Annotated in this window: 15 protein-coding genes and 1 pseudogene; 11 read left to right on the top strand and 5 right to left on the bottom strand. The window is 71.8% G+C overall.

Annotated features, from left to right (window positions below):
- Positions 1–5: 5 nt before the first annotated feature.
- From QA861_RS25110 to QA861_RS25100, 3 genes are read right to left on the bottom strand one after another with little or no spacing between them, the layout of a single operon-like run.
- Positions 6–2,978 carry a hypothetical protein gene (locus tag QA861_RS25110; RefSeq protein WP_334590837.1) on the bottom strand — a complete coding sequence of 991 codons (2,973 nt, stop codon included), beginning with the start codon at positions 2,976–2,978 and terminating at the stop codon, positions 6–8.
- A 3-nt stretch (positions 2,979–2,981) separates the two neighbouring features.
- The gene (locus tag QA861_RS25105; RefSeq protein WP_334590836.1) at positions 2,982–4,286 is read right to left on the bottom strand and encodes a hypothetical protein; all 1,305 of its coding nucleotides are present in this window, start codon (positions 4,284–4,286) and stop codon (positions 2,982–2,984) included.
- Positions 4,286–5,662: a hypothetical protein gene (locus QA861_RS25100; protein WP_334590835.1), complete on the bottom strand. Its 1,377-nt coding sequence runs from the start codon at positions 5,660–5,662 to the stop codon at positions 4,286–4,288. The genes QA861_RS25105 and QA861_RS25100 overlap by 1 nt, the downstream gene beginning before the upstream one ends.
- Before the next feature lie 127 nt (positions 5,663–5,789).
- Here QA861_RS25100 and QA861_RS25095 point away from each other — a divergent pair, with 127 nt between their 5' ends.
- From QA861_RS25095 to QA861_RS25070, 6 genes are all read left to right on the top strand, one after another.
- Positions 5,790–6,212, top strand: coding sequence for a hypothetical protein (locus tag QA861_RS25095; RefSeq protein ID WP_334590834.1), 423 nt, complete (start codon positions 5,790–5,792; stop codon positions 6,210–6,212).
- A gap of 39 nt (positions 6,213–6,251) precedes the next feature.
- Positions 6,252–6,713, top strand: a complete 462-nt coding sequence (locus QA861_RS25090) for a hypothetical protein (protein WP_334590833.1) — start codon at positions 6,252–6,254, stop codon at positions 6,711–6,713.
- The gene (locus tag QA861_RS25085; protein ID WP_334590832.1) at positions 6,714–7,568 is read left to right on the top strand and encodes a DUF3592 domain-containing protein; all 855 of its coding nucleotides are present in this window, start codon (positions 6,714–6,716) and stop codon (positions 7,566–7,568) included.
- Between the two features lie 153 nt (positions 7,569–7,721).
- Positions 7,722–8,129 carry a YciI family protein gene (locus QA861_RS25080; RefSeq protein WP_334590831.1) on the top strand — a complete coding sequence of 136 codons (408 nt, stop codon included), beginning with the start codon at positions 7,722–7,724 and terminating at the stop codon, positions 8,127–8,129.
- An 8-nt stretch (positions 8,130–8,137) separates the two neighbouring features.
- Positions 8,138–9,283 carry an RNA polymerase sigma factor gene (locus QA861_RS25075; RefSeq protein ID WP_334590830.1) on the top strand — a complete coding sequence of 382 codons (1,146 nt, stop codon included), beginning with the start codon at positions 8,138–8,140 and terminating at the stop codon, positions 9,281–9,283.
- A 177-nt stretch (positions 9,284–9,460) separates the two neighbouring features.
- Positions 9,461–9,760 (top strand): hypothetical protein, encoded by a 300-nt coding sequence (locus tag QA861_RS25070; RefSeq protein ID WP_334590829.1) that lies wholly within the window; start codon positions 9,461–9,463, stop codon positions 9,758–9,760.
- Between the two features lie 27 nt (positions 9,761–9,787).
- Here the strand turns inward: QA861_RS25070 and QA861_RS25065 are convergent, their stop codons facing one another.
- On the bottom strand, positions 9,788–10,753 hold the full coding sequence (locus QA861_RS25065; protein ID WP_334590828.1) for a YihY/virulence factor BrkB family protein: 966 nt from the start codon (positions 10,751–10,753) through the stop codon (positions 9,788–9,790).
- A gap of 212 nt (positions 10,754–10,965) precedes the next feature.
- Between QA861_RS25065 and QA861_RS25060 the strand changes: the two are divergent.
- The 5 genes and pseudogenes from QA861_RS25060 to QA861_RS25040 all read left to right on the top strand — a co-directional run bounded on the left by QA861_RS25060 (position 10,966) and on the right by QA861_RS25040 (position 18,784).
- Positions 10,966–12,640: pseudogene (locus QA861_RS25060) on the top strand (catalase).
- A 125-nt stretch (positions 12,641–12,765) separates the two neighbouring features.
- Entirely contained in the window at positions 12,766–13,221 is a 456-nt protein-coding gene (locus QA861_RS25055) for a DUF4383 domain-containing protein (RefSeq protein WP_334590827.1), read from the top strand.
- A 197-nt stretch (positions 13,222–13,418) separates the two neighbouring features.
- Positions 13,419–14,606: a carboxylate-amine ligase gene (locus QA861_RS25050; RefSeq protein ID WP_334594835.1), complete on the top strand. Its 1,188-nt coding sequence runs from the start codon at positions 13,419–13,421 to the stop codon at positions 14,604–14,606.
- Positions 14,607–14,783: 177 nt separating this feature from the next.
- Positions 14,784–16,568 carry an N-acetylglutaminylglutamine amidotransferase gene (locus QA861_RS25045; protein WP_334590826.1) on the top strand — a complete coding sequence of 595 codons (1,785 nt, stop codon included), beginning with the start codon at positions 14,784–14,786 and terminating at the stop codon, positions 16,566–16,568.
- Positions 16,541–18,784 carry a S9 family peptidase gene (locus tag QA861_RS25040; RefSeq protein WP_334590825.1) on the top strand — a complete coding sequence of 748 codons (2,244 nt, stop codon included), beginning with the start codon at positions 16,541–16,543 and terminating at the stop codon, positions 18,782–18,784. Before QA861_RS25045 ends, QA861_RS25040 begins: the two co-directional genes overlap by 28 nt.
- A 71-nt stretch (positions 18,785–18,855) precedes the next feature.
- On the opposite strand, the gene QA861_RS25035 is transcribed toward QA861_RS25040, so the two are convergent.
- Positions 18,856–20,202: a jacalin-like lectin gene (locus QA861_RS25035; protein WP_334590824.1), complete on the bottom strand. Its 1,347-nt coding sequence runs from the start codon at positions 20,200–20,202 to the stop codon at positions 18,856–18,858.
- Between the last annotated feature and the right edge of the window lie 14 nt (positions 20,203–20,216).

Here is a 20,216-nt window from a genome sequence, read left to right as displayed (position 1 = left end):
CGTGGTCATACGGTGATGGAGGTGAGGGCCGCCCACAGCAGAGGCGAGTGCTCGATCCGGCCGCCGGTCCGCCAGAGGCCGAGCCGCTCGCGCTGCCAGCGGCCCAACCGGCCCACGGGGTCGGGGTGTTCGTGGGCGGTGTCGACGGCGATGATCGCCTCCGTCAGCGGGCGCACGGACTCGGGCAGGGCCGCCAGCTGATGGAAGACGAAGCTGGTCGGCAGCACCCACCTGGTGGCGGTGACGAGTTCGGCACCGTTGTGGATCATCGCTGTCGCGAGGCCGAACGACTCGGCGAAGCGAAGGTCGCCGCCGCTCTCGCAGCCGATGAGGGCGACACGCGGCGGCGCGGGCCAGAGCCGGGCGCCCGGCTCGCCGTCGGCCCGCAACGGAAGCGTGCCCAGCAGAAGATCCTTCGCGGACAACGGGCGGTGACCGCGCACCGGTTCGGCCAGTCCGGCGGTTTCCGGGCCGCAGCACAGATGGAGTGTGCCGTCCTCGCTCTGCCCGCCCTCGACTGGCGCGCCGCTCACATGCCCGACGTACAGGAGCCTGCGGGCGCCCTCGCGGAGCACTCCGCTCAGCCAGTCCCGGTCCAGGTCGGTGCGGCGCAACACCTCCGCCGGGGTGGCGACGGACGGCACGACGGCGCCCTCGTCGAGACGCCTCCGCACGAAGGACAGCAGCTCCGGGTCCGATCCGGGCGGCCCCAGGACGGAGCCGAGCGGGGAGTCGGCCCGGAACCCGGGGATCCGGGGGTCGAGGACCAGAACGACCGGACCGGCGTTCGTATCCGGGTCCCGGTCCGGCGCCCGGCGCGCGGAGTCGGCCTGGCGTCGCAACGACATCGGCGTGGTGGTCACGACGTCCGCCAGCTCGATGAGCCGTTCGTCGGACGCCCCGTCGACGGCGAGCAGTTCCCAGGGGACCTGGGCGACCCGGGGCGAGGGCTGGATCCGCACCAGCGGACGGCCCGCGCGCTGCGACACCTGGCGTATCTGCGCCGTCAGTTCCGCCGGCCACAGCGCCTCGGCCAGCACCCGCGCGAGCCGGCGCTCGGCCCCCGGCTCCGCCAGAGCTCCGGAGCCGAACGCGCGCCGCACCCCCGCCGCGCCCTCTCCCGTACCCGGCAGCGCGGCGGCCAACTCCCGCACCGCACTGTCGACTTCGCCGGCGGGTCCCCGGCCGGTGCCGAAACCCCGGGCGCCGCCGGCCCATGTCCAGGTCATGAACAGGTCGCCGGCGTCGGCCAGTCGGACCTGGACCACCGGTCGGCCGGTCAGGTCGTCGGTGAACCAGAAGGGGACCTCCTCCTCGTTCACGATCCGCCGGTGATAACGGAACTCGGCCCCCGCGATGTACTCCTGGAGCGCGAAACGTCCCGGCCCCTGTGCCGCCATCCGCACTTTCGGCGGCGGCGCGACGCGCAGACCGGCGGTGGCGGCGGCCTCCGCCGCCACCCCGCCGAGGGTCATCGGGCCGTCGGCGCGCGCGTAGGTCTTCATGGCCGCACCGGGGAAGACCGACCCGGCGTCTTCGACGGACCCCGAGGGCGACGCGTGGGGCGCCGACGACGCTGGCGTACGGTCCAGGGCGAGCAAGGCGCCGGCACTGCGGTGTTCCACCAGTTCGAACAACAGCCCCTGGTCCTGGCGGCGTACGGCGAGCCTGAACACCAACTCCATGGCTTCGTCCGCCAGTTGGAGCCACTGATGGCGGGCGTGGGCGGTGGCGAAGTCGAAGCGCGCCGCCTGCAGGGTCAGGGCCGCGGGCAGCGCGAGGGAGAGCGCGTTGTCGACGGACCGCCTCTCGTGGTCGCCGTGGTCCGTGCGGTTGAGGTTGTCCTCAAGGGTGCGCGCGAGCATGAGGTCGACCTGGGCGCACCGCTCGTACACCTCCCGGGCCTGGTAGATGTCACGGGCGCTCTGGGCCAGTCGCTGCAGCTCGCTGATGTCGCCCTGATCGTAGGCGAGTTGGGCGCCCAGCAGCATGCTGTCGGCGGCGGCGACCGAGGCGCCGAGTTCTTCGAACCGGGCCAGGCTCGCCGCCATCAGCTCGCCCGCGCCGGCACTGTCGCCGCGCCGGCCGGCGAGGTAGGCACGGGCCTGTTCGCAGACCGCCAGGTCTCCGGACCACCGTTGCCGCTCGAAGAACGCCGAGGCCTCGGCGAACAGCCGCTCCGCCAGGTCGAGTTCACCCCGGTCCATCGCGACATGGGCGCGGTGCGCGAGCAGTGAGTGCTGCTCACCGACGTCTCCCAGGACGCGGTAACCCTCCTCCGCACGGGCGAGGTGGTCCTCGGCCTCGTCGTATCGCCCTGTCGAGGAGCAGATCATGCCGAGGGCGGTCAGCAGCCGTGGCACGGTCTCCAGTTCGGTCGCCTCCAGGGTGGACAGCAGCGAGGTCGCGTGTTCCTCGGCCGCTCCCCACTCGCCGCGCTCCATCAGCAGAAGCACCCGGTTCGAGCCGAGTTCGGCGGCGCGCAGCCCCTCCGGATCGTCGAACTCGGGCAGCCTGGCGGCCGCTTCGTCGAGACAGGCCAGCGCCTCGTCCAGCCGCCCCGTCCTGCGTCGCAGGTCAGCCTTGGCGAGGAGCGTCTTCAGCAGGACTTCCAGCCACAGTTGGCGGCCGCGAGGCCCCATCGGCTCGGACGCGATGCCGTCCAGCAGCGTGCGGGAGCGCTCGACGGCGTCCTCAGCTCCGGACAAGTCCGTGGCGGTGAGCCGGACGGTCGCGAGGTCGGACAGCAGGTGGGCCCGCAGAAACCGTACGTCGGGGGAGTCCTCGATGGACTCCGCCACGGTGAGCAGTTCCCCGTAGACAGCGCCGGCGGCCGTGAGGTCGGCCGCCAGCTGAAGTTCCTCGGCCAGGGCGAGGCCGCTGTCGAACGGCTCCCCGTACAGCGGCATCACGCCCGCCCTCTCGCCCTGCTCGCCCTGTTCAACCTGTTCGCTGTGTTCGACCTTGTCGTCCCGCATACGTCAGTAGTCCTCGTCGGTGGCGGCTTCGGCGGCGGCCGTCTCGGCGAGGAAAGGCGTCGAGAAGCCGTCGTGCGGGGTCGCTTCGTCCGCCGGTGGCCGGGCGGCGGCCGTCAGTCGTCGTCGGACCAGGGCACGGACGGCGTCACGCTCGGCGCGGCCGTCGGGTTCGCCCGGTGTGCCGGGGCCCGGGTCGAAGCCGGGCAGCAGGACGCCGATCTCGACACGCGGCGCCCGCATCCCCGCCGGCAGGTCCGAGGACAGGTCCGCCTGGCCGGTCCACAGGTCGTCGCGCCTGGTGAGGGGCGCTCGGTGCGGGTCGCCGCCGTTCACCCTGACTTCCGCGACGAGAGGTGTACCGGCGGCGGGCGCGGCGAGGGCGGCCAGGGCCTCGACCTCGACCAGCCGCCGAGCGCCGAGCGCGCGAGCCGTCCAGGACACCGCGTCCTCGGCGGCGTCGACGAAACCGGGCGGGTAACGGCACCAGTCGTTGACCCCTGAGCCCCGGGCGATCACCCGGCCGCCCGCTACAGCCGTTTCCCCCGCTGCGAGTGCGTAACCGGCGTGGCGGCCGAAGGGCGTACCGGAGTCGGCCGTCGTACCGGCCGGACCGTGACCCTGCAGAGCCGAGCGGAGGTGGCGCAGGGCCGGCCCGTCGAGTCCGGCGCTGTCCGCCGCGTCGTCGAGCAGCCGCAGCACACCTTCCAGCCGACGAGCGGTGTCCGTCGCCCGTGGTGCCCCCCGCCACCACTGGATCAACGGGTCGAGCGCTGCCCCGTGCTCCTCGATCAGTTCGGCCGCGCAGTCGTCGGGCTGGTCACCCCCGTCGTCGAACAGTTGCTGGCAGCGATGGGTGAGCGCGGCCGACTCCAGGCCCAGCAGGTCCGGTTCGAGGGCGGGTATCCCGTCCGAGTACGACGCCGGCCACCACCGGGCCGCCCAGTGGCCGAGGCCGAGCCGGGCGGCGGCGCCCGCGAGAGCCGTCACCTCCGCCGACACCCGTACGCCGGCCTCCCCCGCCGGACAGTCGTGGACGGCGGCGGCGACGCCCTCGCCGTACAGGGCCCACACCCACTGCTGGGCCCGCCCCGCGTCATGGATCTCCGCCGACGGCAGTGCCGGGTCGTCGAGCACCGGCCAGGTCAGCACGGCGCCCGCGACGTCCAGGACGGCCCGGGTGAACGCGGGGCCCACGGCGACGACATCCCCGTACCCCTCGACGTCACGGAGACCGGGCCCGGCGGCGATCCGGATCGTGCCGTCCGCACCGCGCACCACCCGGACGTCGACGTGTTCCGGCGCCGCCATCACGCGCTCCTCGGTTCGGCCACCGGGGCGGGCGGCACCGACAGGGCGCGCAGGGCCGCGCGGACCCGCGCGCGGTGGTCCATCATCACCGAGCGGGCGACCCCGTCGAGGACGGCCCAGGCCGACGCGAGGTCTTCCAGGGGAGCGTCGCGTACGTCGCGTCCGTGCAACCGCACCCACAGGCGCCGCATGTAGGCGGCCCACGGGGTACGGAGGTCCTGGGCGAGGGCGTCCAGGACACCGCCGTCCGGGTCCGGGCGGGCCGAGACGGTCATCCGGCGGGCGCGCAGGACCGACGCCTCCCGTCGCCAGCGGCTGTTGACGGCCCGGTGCGCGGCGGTCCGACCCGGTGCGCCTTCCCCGGTGCCCAGCGGATCGAGGCCGGCCGCGAGCCCACCGCCGAGGACCACGGCGACGCGCAGACTCTCGTCGTACAGCCCGAGCGGAGCGCAACTGCGGCCGGTCTCCCGCGCGACGAGTTCCGCCACCGTCGCCAACTCCTCCCGGTGGGCCGACGACTGCAGCACGGTGAACAGCCGCTCGAAGAGCGTGCGGTCCAGCGGCGCGGGCAGCGTGGCCGTCGAGGCGCCCCGCCCCACCTCCGGACGCGGGGGCACCTGCCGCCCCGTCAGCCCCAGATGCGTCGGCAGATTTCCGCGGCCCCAGACGCCGCTCGCGTACGCCCACAGCACCCGGCCGAACAACTCTCCGAGGCCTGCCTCGACCATGCCGGTGTACGTCGGTGACGTGCCCGCCGGGCCCGGCGTACCGCAGGCGTCGAGGACCTCGGCGGCCCGTTGGAGAGCCGCGGTCGCGGCAGCCGCGTCGGCGGGCGGGGGACGGCTCTCCCAGGCCGCGGCCAGCTCCGCGTCGAGGCGCGAGCGCCGGGCGGCATCGCCCAGATGGTCCTTCAGCGCGTCCACGGTACGTCCACCGGGGGAGTGCGCCACCTCCTCGACCAACGCCCTGGCCAGAACGTCGGCACCCTGCCGGGGCGCGCCGTGCTCGACGGCCAGCTCGAAGCAGCGCTGGAAGTACAGGTCCTGCGGGTTTCCCGCCACGACGCCCAGCGCTCGGCGAGCCTTCTTGAGCAGGGTGAACCACTGCGCCGTCGCCACCAGCCGCCCGGTGGACTCCCGGATCAGCTCATCGAGGAGCGAGGTCTCGGCCGGGGCGAGGAAGTCCGCCGCGAGTGCCGGCCGCAGCGCCGGCCTGACGATCAGCGGCAGCACGATCAGTTTGACCGTCCGGGTCAGCGGCGCCCCGCCGGGACCGCTCAGCGGTTCGAGTCCCGGGCCGAGTCCGCGCCAGGCGTGATCGATGACCAGGGCACGCGGTCGGCGCTCACCGGTCGGCGGGCTGGAGGGCGGCGGCATGTCAGGAGCGTACGCCGAGGACAAACGTGCGTACGAACCTGGGATCGGTAGGCGTCCCGGGCCGCCTAGCGTCCACTTCGTCAGCACAGCGACAGGGAAACCGACACCGTCGGAAGGGAAGAACGCCATGGGAATCTTCGGGCGCCGCAAGAGCCGCGAGGAGCGGGCCGCCGAGATCGGGGGCAAGGTGGCGAGCGGCAAGGGGTTCTACGGCCGGACCACGCGCGCGTTCCTCGGCGAGTCGGACTTCGCCAAGGTCCAGCAGTCGATCGGCGCGTACAACTCAGGCCTCGACGTACAGCAGTTGCTCGCCGCCGGGGCGCCGACCGTGCCCGCCACCGTCGTGTCGATCGGCGACACCGGCAAGCTGGTCAACTTCGATCCGGTCGTCGACCTGGTCCTCCAACCGCCCGGCGCCGCCGACCGGATCACTCTCCAGACCATCGTCTCCAAGCTGCGCATACCCCGCACCGGCGACCAGGTACTGCTGATCGCCGACCCCGCCCGACCCGGTGCCTACCTCTACGCCGGGGACGGTGTGACCCCGTGACCCGCAGAGCAACGGTGTCCGAGAGACCGGAATCCTGAGATGCCGGACGGCGCCGACGGCCCCGGGCCGAGGCAGGTGGACAGGGTCGGTCCGTTCGAAGCACTGATCCTTTACTCCTTCGGCGCGATGTTGGGCCTGTGCGGGCCGGTTCTGTTGGCCTTCACCTTCTTCGCCGATCTTGATTTCCTGCTCGGGAGCGTCCTGTGCACCGTGTTCTGCACCCCCCTGGGCCTCGCACTCTGGTTCAACGCCCAGTTCGAGAGGGAGGACAACCGGCGGCTCGACGCCGTCGGGATCGCGGTGACGGCGGAGGTCAGCAGCCTCACCGACTGGGACGACGGCGAATCGACCGGAGTAGCCGTCGGGCTGCGGATCAGCGGGCCGGGGGTGCAGCCGTTCGAAACGACCTGGAAGCACTCGTCGCACCCGGCGCTCCGCGTGGGTCTCCTGCTCCGCGCCGTGGTCGACCCGGCCCGCAGCATGTTCCGCCTGGAGCTTTGAGTGAGCGCGCACGACATGTCGCAGCTGTGGTGGGTGGTGCCGGCGGCTCTGGCATCGCTCGGCTACGGGCTCTCCCTGGCCGGGCTCACACCGGCCCAGCGAGCGGTCTGGGTGACGGCCCGGATCGTGGAAGTGGGACAGCCGGAGCACGGCGCCTCCAAGCTCCCGGGGATTCCGGTGACGGTCGCGTTCCAGGACCCGGACAGCGGGCGGGAGTTCGTCCTCCCGAACACGGGCAGGCACGGCATCGGCGTCGACGCGGCCTGGGTGGGCCTCGAACTCACGGTGCGCTATCCGCGCGGGCGGCCGGACCGGTTCCGCGTCATGCTCGGTACCGGGGACGAGAGGGGCGGCCGGGTCGTCCCGAACTGCACCGGGGCCCTGCTCGCCGTCGGACTGGTCATTCACGCGACCGTCGCCCGGGGCTACCCCTGGGCGCTGCTCGGCTTCGGCGCCCTGCTCATCGCCTGGACGGTGACCAGCGGCGATCTCCGCAGAGTGCGCACCCGTGACGCGCTGCTGTCGTCGGCCGTCGCGGTCCCGGCGCGTGTCGTGGCCGTCGCCAAGGACGTCCGCACGGACGGGGAGGGCGACGAGATCGTCAACCACGCCCCCGTCATCACCTTCACCACCCGCGAGGGCGTCCACGTCACCGCCTTGTCCTACGACGGCATCCCCGACCCCGGCAGCTCACTCGGCCGCGAACTCACCATCCACTACGCCCCCTCCGACCCCGCCTTCCACACCTCCGATCCCGCGGCCGAGCGCCGTGACAACGAGTCGGCCGTCGGCGTGATCATCATCCAGCTGATCGCCGGACTGGCGGCCGTCGTGACCGGCGCGGCCACCCTGTGACGCCTCAGGCACGGACGACCGGGAGCCCCTGCTGACCAGGCCTGACCGAGAAAACAAAAAAAGTCGGTCGCCGATGTCGAGAACCCGTACCCGGCTCCGTCCTCGAAGTGAAAGCGGCCACAATGGGCCGCACCAGCACCGAGGAGAACCACCATGGCCAAGTACCTGCTGCTCAAGCACTACCGAGGCGCCCCGGCTCCGGTCAACTGCGTCTCGATGGACAAGTGGACGCCGGAGGAGATCTCGGCGCACATCCAGTACATGCGCGACTTCGCGGCCCGGCTGGAGGAGACCGGCGAGTTCGTGGACAGCCAGGCGCTCGCCCCCGAGGGCACGTTCGTCCAGTACGGCGGTGAGGGGCGCCCCGCGGTCACCGACGGCCCGTTCGCCGAGACCAAGGACCTCATCGCCGGCTGGATGGCGATCGACGTCGACAGCTACGAACGCGCCGTCGAGCTGGCCGGAGAACTGTCGGCCGCCCCCGGAGCCGACGGTAAGCCGATCCACGAGTGGATCGAACTGCGCCCGTTCATGGCCGAGCACTGCGCCACCACGGAGTGACAGCATCGATGAACGAGGCACTCTTGCGCAGCCTCACCCCGAGCGTGCTCGCCGTCCTCGTCCGCCGCGGAGCAGACTTCGCGGCGGCCGAGGACGCCGTACAGGACGCACTGGTCGAGGCGGTCCGCGTCTGGCCGGACGACCCGCCACGGGACGCCAAGGGCTGGCTGGTCACCGTCGCCTGGCGCCGGTTCCTCGACGCGACCCGCGCGGACACGGCCCGGCGCCGGCGTGAGGACCGTGTCGACGAGGAGCCGGTGCCCGGGCCCACGCCCGCGACGGACGACACCCTTCAGCTCTACTTCCTGTGCGCCCACCCGTCACTGACCCCCTCCTCGGCGGTCGCGCTCACGCTGCGCGCCGTCGGCGGGCTGACCACCCGCCAGATCGCCCAGGCCTACCTGGTGCCCGAGGCGACCATGGCCCAGCGCATCAGCCGCGCCAAGCGCACCGTCTCCGGCATACGATTCGACCAGCCCGGCGACGTCGCCACCGTCCTGCGCGTCCTCTACCTGGTCTTCAACGAGGGCTACTCCGGCGACATCGACCTCGCCGCCGAAGCCATCCGGCTCACCCGGCAGGTCGCGGCGCGGGTCGATCACCCCGAGGTGGCGGGGCTGCTCGCCCTCATGCTGCTCCACCACGCCCGCCGTACGGCCCGCACCGCACCCGACGGCAGCCTGGTACCCCTCGCCGAGCAGGACCGCGGCCGATGGGACACCACGTCGATCGCTGAGGGCGTCGGCATTCTCCAGGCGGCCCTCTCCCGCGACCGGCTGGGTGAGTTCCAGGCACAGGCCGCCGTCGCCGCCCTTCACGCCGACGCACCCACCGCCGAGGAGACCGACTGGGTACAGATCGTCGAGTGGTACGACGAACTCGTGCGACTGACCGACAGTCCCGTCGTCCAGCTCAACCGCGCGGTGGCCGTCGGCGAGGCCGACGGACCGCGCGCCGGCCTGGCGGCGCTCGCGACGCTGGAGTACACACTGCCCCGCCACACCGCTGTGGAGGCCTACCTCCACGAGCGCGACGGTGACCTGACGACAGCGGCACGTCTCTACGCGGAGGCGGCCCTGAAAGCACCCAACCTCCCCGAACGCGACCATCTGACCCGTCAGGCGGCCCGGCTCAACGCACGCGGGGTCCGCTGACCCCCGATCCTTCTGACCGGAGCCACCCGAAGCACAGGGGGCGCCCCTCGCACGGCCGCACGCCGGGCGTGCGAGGCGGAACCCGGCGGTGTCGCACCTCTGTGCGCCATTCGTCGGCGGCCCCTCCGACGGGACGATGCTCCTGCACATCCGGAACGGGAAGCAGAGGGCGGGAAAATGGCTGTAGTGATGACGATGAGCTGGGCCGGGGTAAGCCCTGAGCAGTACGACATGGTGCGGGACACGGTCGGCTGGGAGGAGGTCGCCGCGGACGGCGGTGAAGTACACCTGGCGTGGTTCGACGACCAGGGGCTGCGGGTGATCGACGTCTGGGAGTCGGAGGAGGGCTTCCAGAGTTTCTTCGTCCAACGGCTGGCCCCCGCGATCGAGAAGGTCGGCATCGCGGGCGCCCCGGAGACGGCCTTCACACCTCTGCACCGGCGTTTCGTCGCCCCAGGGATCACCGGCGCCGCCTGACAGCCGCCCCGCGCGTGCGCCGGCCCTTCAGGCACCCGGCCCGGGATCCGGGCGTACGGCGGACTCGATCCCGGCGCGCCGCGCCTCCAGTTGGGCGGCGAAAGCGATGCCCAGGAACAGGGCGACGCCGGTGACGTTGGCCCACAGCAGCAGGGCGACGAACGCGGTGAGCGGACCGTACACGGCTCCGAACGCCGCGCTCTTGCCGACGTACAGGGCGAGCAGCCAGGTGGCCGAGAGCCACAGGACGAGATGGACGCCGCTGCCGAAGGCCAGCCAGGTGTAGCCCGGCTGCCTGCGGCGGGGCGACCACCGGAAGATCACGGCGGAGGCGATCCACGCGAGCGCCAGACCCACCGGGACCTCCAGGGTGACCCACCAGCGGGTTCCGTCGCCCGCGGAGCCCAGGGTCCGGGCGACGGCGTCGCCGACCGCCTCACCGGCGACGAGCACCATGAACCCGAGCACCATGGGCAGACCGCCCGCCACGGACAGCAGCAGGGCGCGGCCGTACTTCCGGGTGAACGGGCGGTCCCGCTCGATGCCGTAGATACGGTTGGCGCCGCGCTCGATCTGGCCCATCGCCGAGGCGAGGTTCAGCACGGCGAAGGCCAGCCCCAGCCACAGGGCGAGGGTGCTCCACACATCACCGTCGGCACTGCGCCGCGTCCCCGCGAACGCCTCGTCGAACACCCCGGCACCGGCGCCGGGGACGATGTCACCGAGAGCCCGTTCGATGACCCGGCCCACGACCTCGGTGTGCACGGACGTGGCGAGACCCACCAGGGCCAGGCTGAGGGGCACCAGGCCGAGGACGATCTGGAACGCCAGGGCGCGTGCGTTGGTGAAGCCGTCGGCGTAGCGGAACCGGGTGAACGAGTCCACCAGCAGCCGGATGCCGCCGTACCGCCGCAGCGCGGTGAGCGCCTCGTCCCCGGAGAGTTCCTCCCCGATCATGTCGCTGGTCTGCGGAACGTGAACGACGGTTCCCATCGCGTACCGGCTCCCTCCGCTCGACCCGGGTCCTCTCCCAGGTCCCCGGCGTCTGCGGTGTCGCCTGCCCCCGAACGGCCGGTTCACCGTCCGTCCCCGCGACCCGGTCCGCATTCGATCACCGATCGAGGTGACTCCTCCGCGCCCTCGGATACCCGGCGACACCGACCCCCACCCGGACGGTGGGGACGCGCCCGAAGGAGCCCATGGTCATGACGGACGTATCCAGCCCCGGCTCCACCCCCGGCGGCGGCCCCCCTCCCGGCGACGACCGGAAGGTGCTCACGAACCGGCAGGGCCACCCGGTCCACGACAACCAGAACCAGCGCACCGTCGGCTCCCGGGGCCCCGCCACACTCGAGAACTACCAGTTCCTGGAGAAGATCAGCCACTTCGACCGGGAGCGTATCCCCGAGCGGGTCGTGCACGCGCGGCGTCCTGGCGTACGGCTATTTCGAGGCGTACGGCAGCTGGGGCGACGAACCCGCCAGCCGATACACCCGGGCCAAGCTCTTCCAGGAGCGAGGGAAACGGACCGATCTGGCCGTCCGGTTCTCCACCGTGATCGGTGGCCGTGACTCCTCCGAGGCCGCCCGTGACCCGCGGGGCTTCGCGGTGAAGTTCTACACCGAGGACGGCAACTGGGACATGGTCGGCAACAACCTCGGCGTCTTCTTCATCCGCGACGCCATCAAGTTCCCGGACGTCATCCACGCGCTCAAGCCCGACCCGGTGACGTTCGAGCAGCAGCCGCGGCGCATCTTCGACTTCATGTCGCAGACGCCCGAGGCCATGCACATGCTCGTCAACCTGTTCAGCCCGCGCGGCATCCCCGCCGACTACCGCCATATGCAGGGCTTCGGCGTCAACACCTACAAGTGGGTCAACGACGAGGGCCGCACCGTGCTGGTCAAGTATCACTGGATGCCCTCGCAGGGCGTACGCAGCATGACCGAGGAAGACGCCGCGAACGTCCAGGCGGAGTCGCTCGGCCACGCGACGAAGGACCTCTACGAGGCGGTGGGCCGCGGTGACCACCCGGAGTGGGAACTCCTGGTGCAGATGATGGACGATTCCGACCACCCGGAGCTGGACTTCGACCCGCTGGACGACACCAAGACGTGGCCGGAGCAGGACTTCCCGCCCCGGCCCGTCGGCCGGATGGTGCTGGACCGCATGCCGGAGAACTTCTTCGCGGAGAACGAGCAGATCTCCTTCGGCACCGGCGTGCTCGTCGACGGCCTTGACTTCTCCGACGACAAGATGCTGGTCGGTCGCACCTTCTCCTACAGCGACACCCAGCGCTACCGGGTCGGGCCCAACTACCTCCAACTGCCCGTCAACCAGGCCAAGAACGCCGAGGTACGCACCAACCAGCGAGACGGCCTCATGGCGTACCACCAGGACGGCGGGGGCGAGAACCCGAGCGTCAACTACGAGCCGTCGATCACCGGCGGCCTGCGCGAGGCGCGGTACGCCACGGACGACGAGCAGGGCCCCGAGATCCACGGCAGGCTGGCCCGCGGGCGCATCTCGCGCACCAACGACTACCTGCAGGCCGCCCAGCGCTATCTGCTGATGGAGCAGTGGGAGCGCGACGACCTGGTCAGCAACCTCACGGCCGCGCTCGCGCAGTGCGCACGGCCGGTGCAGGAGCGCATGGTCTGGCACTTCCTGCTCGCCGAGAACGACCTCGGCCGGCGGATCGGCGACGGTCTGGGCATCAGCGCGGGCGACGTGACGGGCCTGGAGCCGCTGACGGGCCAGGACCTGACCGACGAGGACCGCAAGCGGCTCGCCGGCCTGGGTGACAATCCGCCGCGTGATGTCGAGGGCCTCACCATGACGCACTGTGTGCCCGACGAACGGCATGTGGTGACCCGGTAGAAACCTGGCACGACCGCTGACGCCCATGCGGACTCGGTGCGTTCGGCAGGGTTGTGTCGTGGTGCCGGGGTACTCGCCGCGCAACGGCGCTCACCGGGGCGCCCCGAGGGAAGGTCCGGACTCCCATGACCACGCACGCGCGTACGTCGACCACCTCTCGTTCGCCCGTACAACAGGCCTCGTTGCTGGTGGGCGTGGTGTTCCTGCTGGTGGGCATCCTGGGATTCATTCCGGGGATCACGACGCACTACGACACGATGACGTTCGCCTCGCACGAATCCGGCGCCGAACTGCTGGGGCTCTTCCAGGTCTCCGTCCTGCACAACCTCGTCCACCTGGCTTTCGGCGTCGCGGGAGTGGCCATGGCGCGCACCGCTTCCGGTGCGGGCACGTTCCTGCTGGCCGGCGGTGCCATCTATCTGGTGCTCTGGCTGTACGGCCTGTTCGTCGGCCACGACAGCGCGGCCAACTTCGTGCCGCTGAACACGGCCGACAACCGGCTGCACTTCGTTCTCGCCCTCGGCATGATCGCGCTGGGCGGGCTGCTGACCCGGCCCCGCACCACCGCCGGTGACAGGTGACGGCCGGGGGTCCGTCTGTCCCGCACAAGATGCGCTCATACGCTCATCTGCGAAGATGACAGGCTAAAGGTGCAAATCTGAGCTTATTCGTCGGTGTCCGGGGAACTCGGTGCTTGTCACAGCCGTCGCATCCTTCCGGCGAGTGACCGCACTCCCGGGACGGAAGGCATTGATGCCCTCAAGGAGTGACCGTGAGCATGTGCATCGGAGTGGAAGAAGAGTTCCACGTGCTGGAGGTGGAGAGCGGACTGCTCGTTCCGCGAGCCGATCCGATCCTGCGACGGCTTCCCCGGCGGACCTTCACCAGCGAGCTGCACCAGTCCGTCGTGGAATCCAACAGCGGAGTGCACGCATCCCTGCACGACCTGTACTGCGACCTGGCCCGCACGAGGCGGCGCCTCGACCGGGCAGCCGCCTCGCTCGGCCTCGCCGCGGTGGCCTCGGGCACGGCGCCGCTCGCGCCCGCCTCCTGCGGGCAGCCCACCGCCGACGCCCGCTACCACCACATGGTCGAGGAATACCGCCAGGTCGCCGATGAGCAGCTCATCTGCGGCGCCCAGGTCCATGTGGACATCCCGGACCGGGACACGGCGGTACGGGTGATGTGCGAGGTCTCGCCCTGGCTGCCCGTGCTCCTGGCGCTGTCCGCCAGCTCACCCTTCTGGCAGGGCTCCGACACCGGCTATGCCAGCTGGCGCACGATGCTCTGGCAGCGCTGGCCCACCGCCGGGCCGATCGGCTGCTTCCCGAGCGCGACCGAGTACGACGCCGCGGTGCGCGACCTGGTCCGGGCCGGGATCATCACCGACGCCGGGATGATCTACTACGACATACGCCCCTCCGAGCATCTGCCGACCCTCGAACTGCGGATCTGTGACGCCTGCCCGCGCGCGGAGACCGTCGTACTCATCGCCGGACTGTTCCGCGCCCTGGTGACGGAGGCCCTCGAGCGGCTGCGGCAGGACGACGCGCCGCCCTGTCAGGGCCGGCACGAGTGGCTGCGCGGCGCCTCCTGGCGGGCCGCCCGCTCCGGACTCGAAGGCACCCTCGTGGACCCCGAGACCCACCAGGACGCGCCCGCGCCCCAGGTCGTGCGCAAGCTGCTCGCCCGGCTGCGCCCCGCGCTGGAGTCCCACGGCGACTGGCGGACGGTCAGGGAGCTGACGGACGAGGCCCTCGCCGAGGGCAGCGCTGCCGAGTACATACGGCGTACGGCGCGGGACGAGGATCTGCTGGCCTGCGTCGACCTGTTGATCGCCGAGACCCGGGGCGAACGCAGAAACCCCAGATCGGCGTCGCTCGGGCGCGTGAGTCTTCCGTACTCCGGGGCCGGCACCACAGGCCCCCCGTTCGGTTCCGGCGCGCCGGAGGCCATCGGCCACTGACGGGGCGGCGAACGCCATGAGGTCGGCACAGCCCTGGGGTGTCACGGCCGCCGGGCGTGCCCTGTCCCTCACCCACCCGCACAGGAGATGTTTCGTCATGTCCAGCGACAACACCCGGATCGTGCCTCGAAGACGCGCCCCGGCCGTCCAGGCCGTGCGGCAGGGAGGCGGTACGACATGTGCGGTCTGAGCGGGGAGATCCGCTTCGACGGCCGGCGACCCGACCTCGCCGCCGTCGAGCGCATGAGCGAGCGGCTGGCCGCCCGTGGCCCTGACGGACAGGGGACGTGGACGCGGGGCGCGGTCGCGCTGGGACACCGCCGCCTGAAGATCATCGATCTGTCGGAGTTCGGCGCCCAGCCGATGACCGATGCCCGGGGCCGGATCACCGGTGTCTTCAACGGCTGCGTGTACAACTACCAGGAGCTGCGCGAAGAGCTCCAGAACCTGGGCCACCGCTTCGAGTCGACGTCCGACACCGAGGTGATGCTGAAGGGCTACCAGCAGTGGGGAACCGCCTGCGTCGAGCACTTCTACGGCATGTTCGCCTTCGCCCTCGTCGAACACCGCACCGGGCGGGTCGTGCTGGGCCGCGACCGACTCGGGATCAAGCCCCTGTACCTGGCGCGGACGCCGGGCCGCCTGCGGTTCGCCTCCACGCTGCCGGCCCTTCTCGCCGCCGGGGACGTCGACACCTCCCTCGATCCGGTGGCCGTGCACCAGTACCTGAGCTGGCACGCCACGGTGGCGGCGCCGCGCACCGTCCTCAACGGCGTCCGCAAGCTGCCGCCGGCCACCGTGCGCGTCGTCGAGCCGGACGGCACCCACCACGACCACCGCTACTGGCAGCCGTCGTACACCCGGCGGCCCGAGTACGCCGACATGGCCCCCACCGAATGGCGCGACGCCGTACTGGAGGCGCTGCGCACCGCCGTACGCCGCCGGATGGTCTCCGACGTGCCGGTCGGCGTGCTGCTCTCCGGCGGACTGGACTCCAGCCTGGTCGTCGCGCTGCTCGCCGACGAGGGCCAGCACGACCTCAAGACGTTCAGCGTGGGGTTCGAGGCCGAGGGAGGCGAGGAAGGGGACGAGTTCGCCTACTCGGACCTGGTGGCACGGGAGTTCGACACCGACCACCATCGGCTGCTGATTCCCTCCGACCGTGTGTCGGCGGCCCTGGACGGGGCCGTCGCGGCGATGAGCGAGCCGATGACCAGCCATGACACGGTCGCCTTCTATCTGCTGTCCGAGCAGGTCGCGAAGGAGGTGAAGGTCGTACAGAGCGGACAGGGCGCGGACGAGGTGTTCGCCGGCTACCACTGGTATCCGGAACTGGCGGAGGTCAGCCGGGAGGAGGAGCCGGACAGGTACGCCCAGACCTACTTCGACCGGCCGCATGCCGACCTCGCCCGGATCCTGCAGCCCCACATGCTGCCCGACGAGGACGTCTCGGACCGCTTCGTCAAGGATCACATGGCCGCCCCCGGTGCCCAGACGGCCCTGGACGCGGCCCTCCGGCTGGACACCCACGTCATGCTCGTCGACGACCCCGTCAAACGCGTCGACAACATGACCATGGCCTGGGGTCTGGAGGCCCGGGTACCGTTCCTCGACCACGAACTGGTGGAGCTGGCCGCCGCCTGCCCGCCGGAACTCAAACTGGCCGACGGAGGCAAGGGCGTACTGAAGGAAGCCGGCCGGAAGCTCCTGCCCCCGGAGATCGTCGACCGGCCCAAGGGCTACTTCCCCGTCCCGGCCGTCAAGCACATGGCGGGCCCCGTCCTGGACCGGGTGCGGGCGACGCTCGACGCGCCCGAGGCGAAGGAGCGCGGCCTGTTCCAGGAGTCGTACGTGGCCGAACTCCTGGCGGCGCCCGACGAGCACCGGACCAAGCGGGGAGCCAACGCCCTGTGGCAGGTGGCTCTGCTGGAGACATGGCTGCAGACGCACGGGATCAGGTGACCGACGAGGCGGGCGCGCGGGCGCCGTGGGCAGCGACGGCCCCGCGCCCGCCGGCCGCGGACCGCCCCGGGACGTCCGCCCTCGCGGCGCCGGCTCCCCCGCCGCCGGACCCGTGGTCGGTGGACGGGCATGAGCCCGCCCGCGCCGCCGCGCCCGTCCCGGTGCCGCTGCCCGACGCGGCAGGCCCGCGCGACGCGGTGACCCGGCTGCGCGCGCACGGCTGCTGGTACCCCTCCGCCACCGCCGACGGCACCGAGGCGGCCTTCATCTGCGACCGGGGCGGTGTCCCGCAGCTGTGGGCTGGGCCCGTGGACGGTGACGAGGTACGGCTGCTCGACTCCAGCCCGGACCCCGTCAAGGAGGTGTCCTGGTCACCGGACGGCCGCTGGATCGCGTACACCACCGCGCCCGGCGGTGGCGAGCACTCACGCGTGCTGTGCGTACGGCCCGACGGCACCGGCCGCCGCATCCTCGCCGGAGCGGATCCGGGAAGTTCCGCCTACCTGGGGTGCTGGACGCACGACGGATCGGCCGTCGCGGTCACCGTCGCCGAGACCGGCCACTCACACCCGAACCGTGGGGGACACGCGTCGACGGACCTGGACCCCACCGGTGCCCCGCTCCCACGAGACCGGCAGGACCGGGACGGCCGCGCGACGCTCCTGGGCGGGGCCCGCTACGACTCCGGACAACGGACGGCGCCGGCGCCGGCGCCGGTCGACCTCACGGCACCGGAGGCGCCGGCCGTACGGCCCGGCGGCGGACTGTCGGCCTACCTGATCGATCCCGACGGTCCGGCCTCGCCGGTACTCCTCGCCACGGAGACACACGCCGCCACCCTGCGCGTGTGCGACCTCAGCCGCGACGGCACGCTCGCACTGCTGCGCCGGGGGCCGCGCGGCCGACGCGAGGCGGTCGTACGCCGCACGGCCGACTCGGCGACCCTGTGCACGGTGCCGGTCGCCGACGGTGACCCATGGATCGGCCGGTTCTCCCCGGACGGGCGGACCCTCTGGCTGCGCAGCGACGCCGACCGGGAGTACGCGGCACTGTTCGCGCTCGCGCTCGACGCCGACGGCGAGCCGCGCGAGAGGTCGGTCGTGGCGCAGCGCGAGGACCAGGAACTGGAACTGCTGGCGATGGCTCACGACGGCCGGACAGCCGTGCTGGTGTGGAACACGCAGGGCGCCGGTGAACTCGAACTCGTCGAGACGTCCCGCGCGCGCCACGGTCCGGACGACACGGGGCCGGCGCGGCCCGTCTCCCTGCCGCACGAGGTCGTCACACGGGTGGTGGCGGCCGGGCCGGGGCGCATGCTGCTCGCGCTCTCCGGCTCGCAACGCCGCCCGGGTGTGTGGTGGGCCCACGAGGGCGTGTCCCTGCTGCGCACCCCGTGGTCCTCGCGTGACGAGGACGCCGTACCGCCGGGCCGCCCACCCGTGCGGCCCGTTCCCCTGCGCCTCGCGGCACGGGACGGGCTGCCCCTGAGCGGCTGGTACTACAGGGCGCCGGGGCGCGCCCCGGGCGAGCCGGCCCCGTGTGTGATCCATCTGCACGGCGGCCCCGAGGAACAGGAACGCCCCGTCTTCAACCCGCTGTACCACGAACTGCTCGGACGCGGTCTCGACGTCTTCGCCCCCGACGTCCGCGGCTCGTCGGGACACGGCAGGTCCTTCGTCGACGCCGACCTGGGATCCGGCCGCTTCGCCGCGCTGGACGACGTCGCGGACTGCACGGCCCACGCGGTGACGGCAGGTCCCGCCGACCCGACCCGACTGGCCGTCATGGGACGCTCGTACGGCGGCTATCTGACGTTCGCGTCCCTCGTGTGGCATCCGGATCTCTTCCGCACCGGGGTCGCCGTCTGCGGCATGTCCGACCTGCTGACCTTCTTCGCCGGTACGGAGCCGTGGATCGCCGATTCGGCGGTGCACAAGTACGGCCATCCGGAGCAGGACCGGGCACTGCTGCGCTCTCTCTCCCCGATGAGCCGCGTCGACGCGCTGCGTGTCCCGGTGCTCGCGGTCCACGGCGAACACGACAACAACGTTCCGCCGGGGGAGTCCGAGCAGTTCGTACGGGCCGCCCGGGAACGCGGCATCCCCGCCGAACTGCTCGCTCTGCGCGACGAGGGCCACGACTTCCTGCGCGCGGACAGCCGGCGCCTGTTCCGCCGTGCCGCCGCCGACTGGCTCCAACGGCACCTCGGTGACTGACGGCTGAGCCCGGACGGCGACGGCGACGACCCGGAGGCCGCCGCCGCGTGTTCGCCGTGCGGGGGAGTGGATCAGCGCTTCGTGAAGATGACGCCGAGCTTGTCGATCTCGTCGGCGGCGCGCCCGTGGAACCCGGCGAGCTGCCATCCCGACGGCGCGGTGCGCGTCACGCAGTCGGACGTGGTGCTTCCGCCGGAGAGGCTCCGGCCGAGGCTGGTGGTGAACTTGGCGTAGAAGATCCGGGTGTGGCCGTCCTTCGAGCCCTGGCACAGCTGGGCGGAGGTGACGTACTCCCCGCTGCCCAGAGTCAGGGACGAGGCCGTGCCGCCGGTGCCTCCGTGGGTCAGGACCGTGCCGTTGTCCAGGGTCAGACCGACGCTGTCGACGCGGGAACCACTGCGCAGCGAGAGGCTGACAGGGCGGGCGCCCGCCGGTACGGCGTCGATGTCGTTGTAGTAGTCGCCGTGCGGTCCGCCGGACTGGTCGCTGAGCTGGAAGTCCGCGTTGCGCGACCAGGAGAAGCCGACCGCGACCGGGTCGTGGTCGGACAGCATGAGACCGCCGTCCGTGAGGAACTTGGCGTGTTCGTTGTTGTAGGACGTGGCGTTCAGCGAGACCAGCTTGCTGCCGCGGTAGAGGATCTTGTCGACGACCTCGCAGGTGTTGGGCACGGTGGGACCGGTCTGATCGCAGACGAGGGCGTCGCTGCCCTTGATCGGCGGGGTGCCGCCACGGATCAGCTGGACCCACGCGTCGGTCAGCCCGTTGGCGGCGCCGAACTCGGCGATGGTGTCGGCGGCGCGCGTGTAGCGGGTGTTGGTGTCACCCATGACCACGACCGCGTTGCCCGCGGAGTGGGCCTTGATGAAGGCGGTGAGCTGGTTGAGATTGTCGGCGCGTGAGGCCTCGTCGCCGTCGTTGGTGCCCGCGTTGGTGTGCAGGTTGTAGAAGTCGACGTAAACGCCCTCCGCGAGGCGCTCACGCATGAAGGTGAACCCCTTGGGAGTCAGGCAGTCGCCGGAGTCCCACTGGCAGGAGTTCCAGTGGACGCGCTCGAAGTCGTCCTCGTCGTAAGGGAGTTTGGACAGCGTGTTGAGCCCGCTGCCGATAGCGGCACCGCCACTGGTGGGTGTGCGGTAGGCGTGCGCCGTGTCCCCGGCGTACAGGTTGGCGTGGTAGTTGAAGTCCTCCTCGACGTGCACGATGTCGTACGGCGCGATGCGCTGGCCGATGGCCGTGGTGCTGGTGTCGCGCGGCGTGGACGCACTGGAGAGGATCGACGGCAGACCGGCGACGTTGTAGGTGAGGGTGCTGAAGGTCCCGGAGACCGGGTCCGCGGCGGCTGCCGGGGACGCGGTCGCGACGAACCCGCCGCAGGTGACGGCCGCGGCCGTGAGGCAGGTGAGAAGACGGCGCATGAAGCTGAACTCCT

Origin of the sequence: Streptomyces sp. B21-083 (assembly GCF_036898825.1) — a bacterium.
GTDB lineage: Bacteria > Actinomycetota > Actinomycetes > Streptomycetales > Streptomycetaceae > Streptomyces.
The sequence above is the reverse complement of the archived record's forward strand: the minus strand, read 5'-3'. Positions and strand labels throughout refer to the sequence as shown.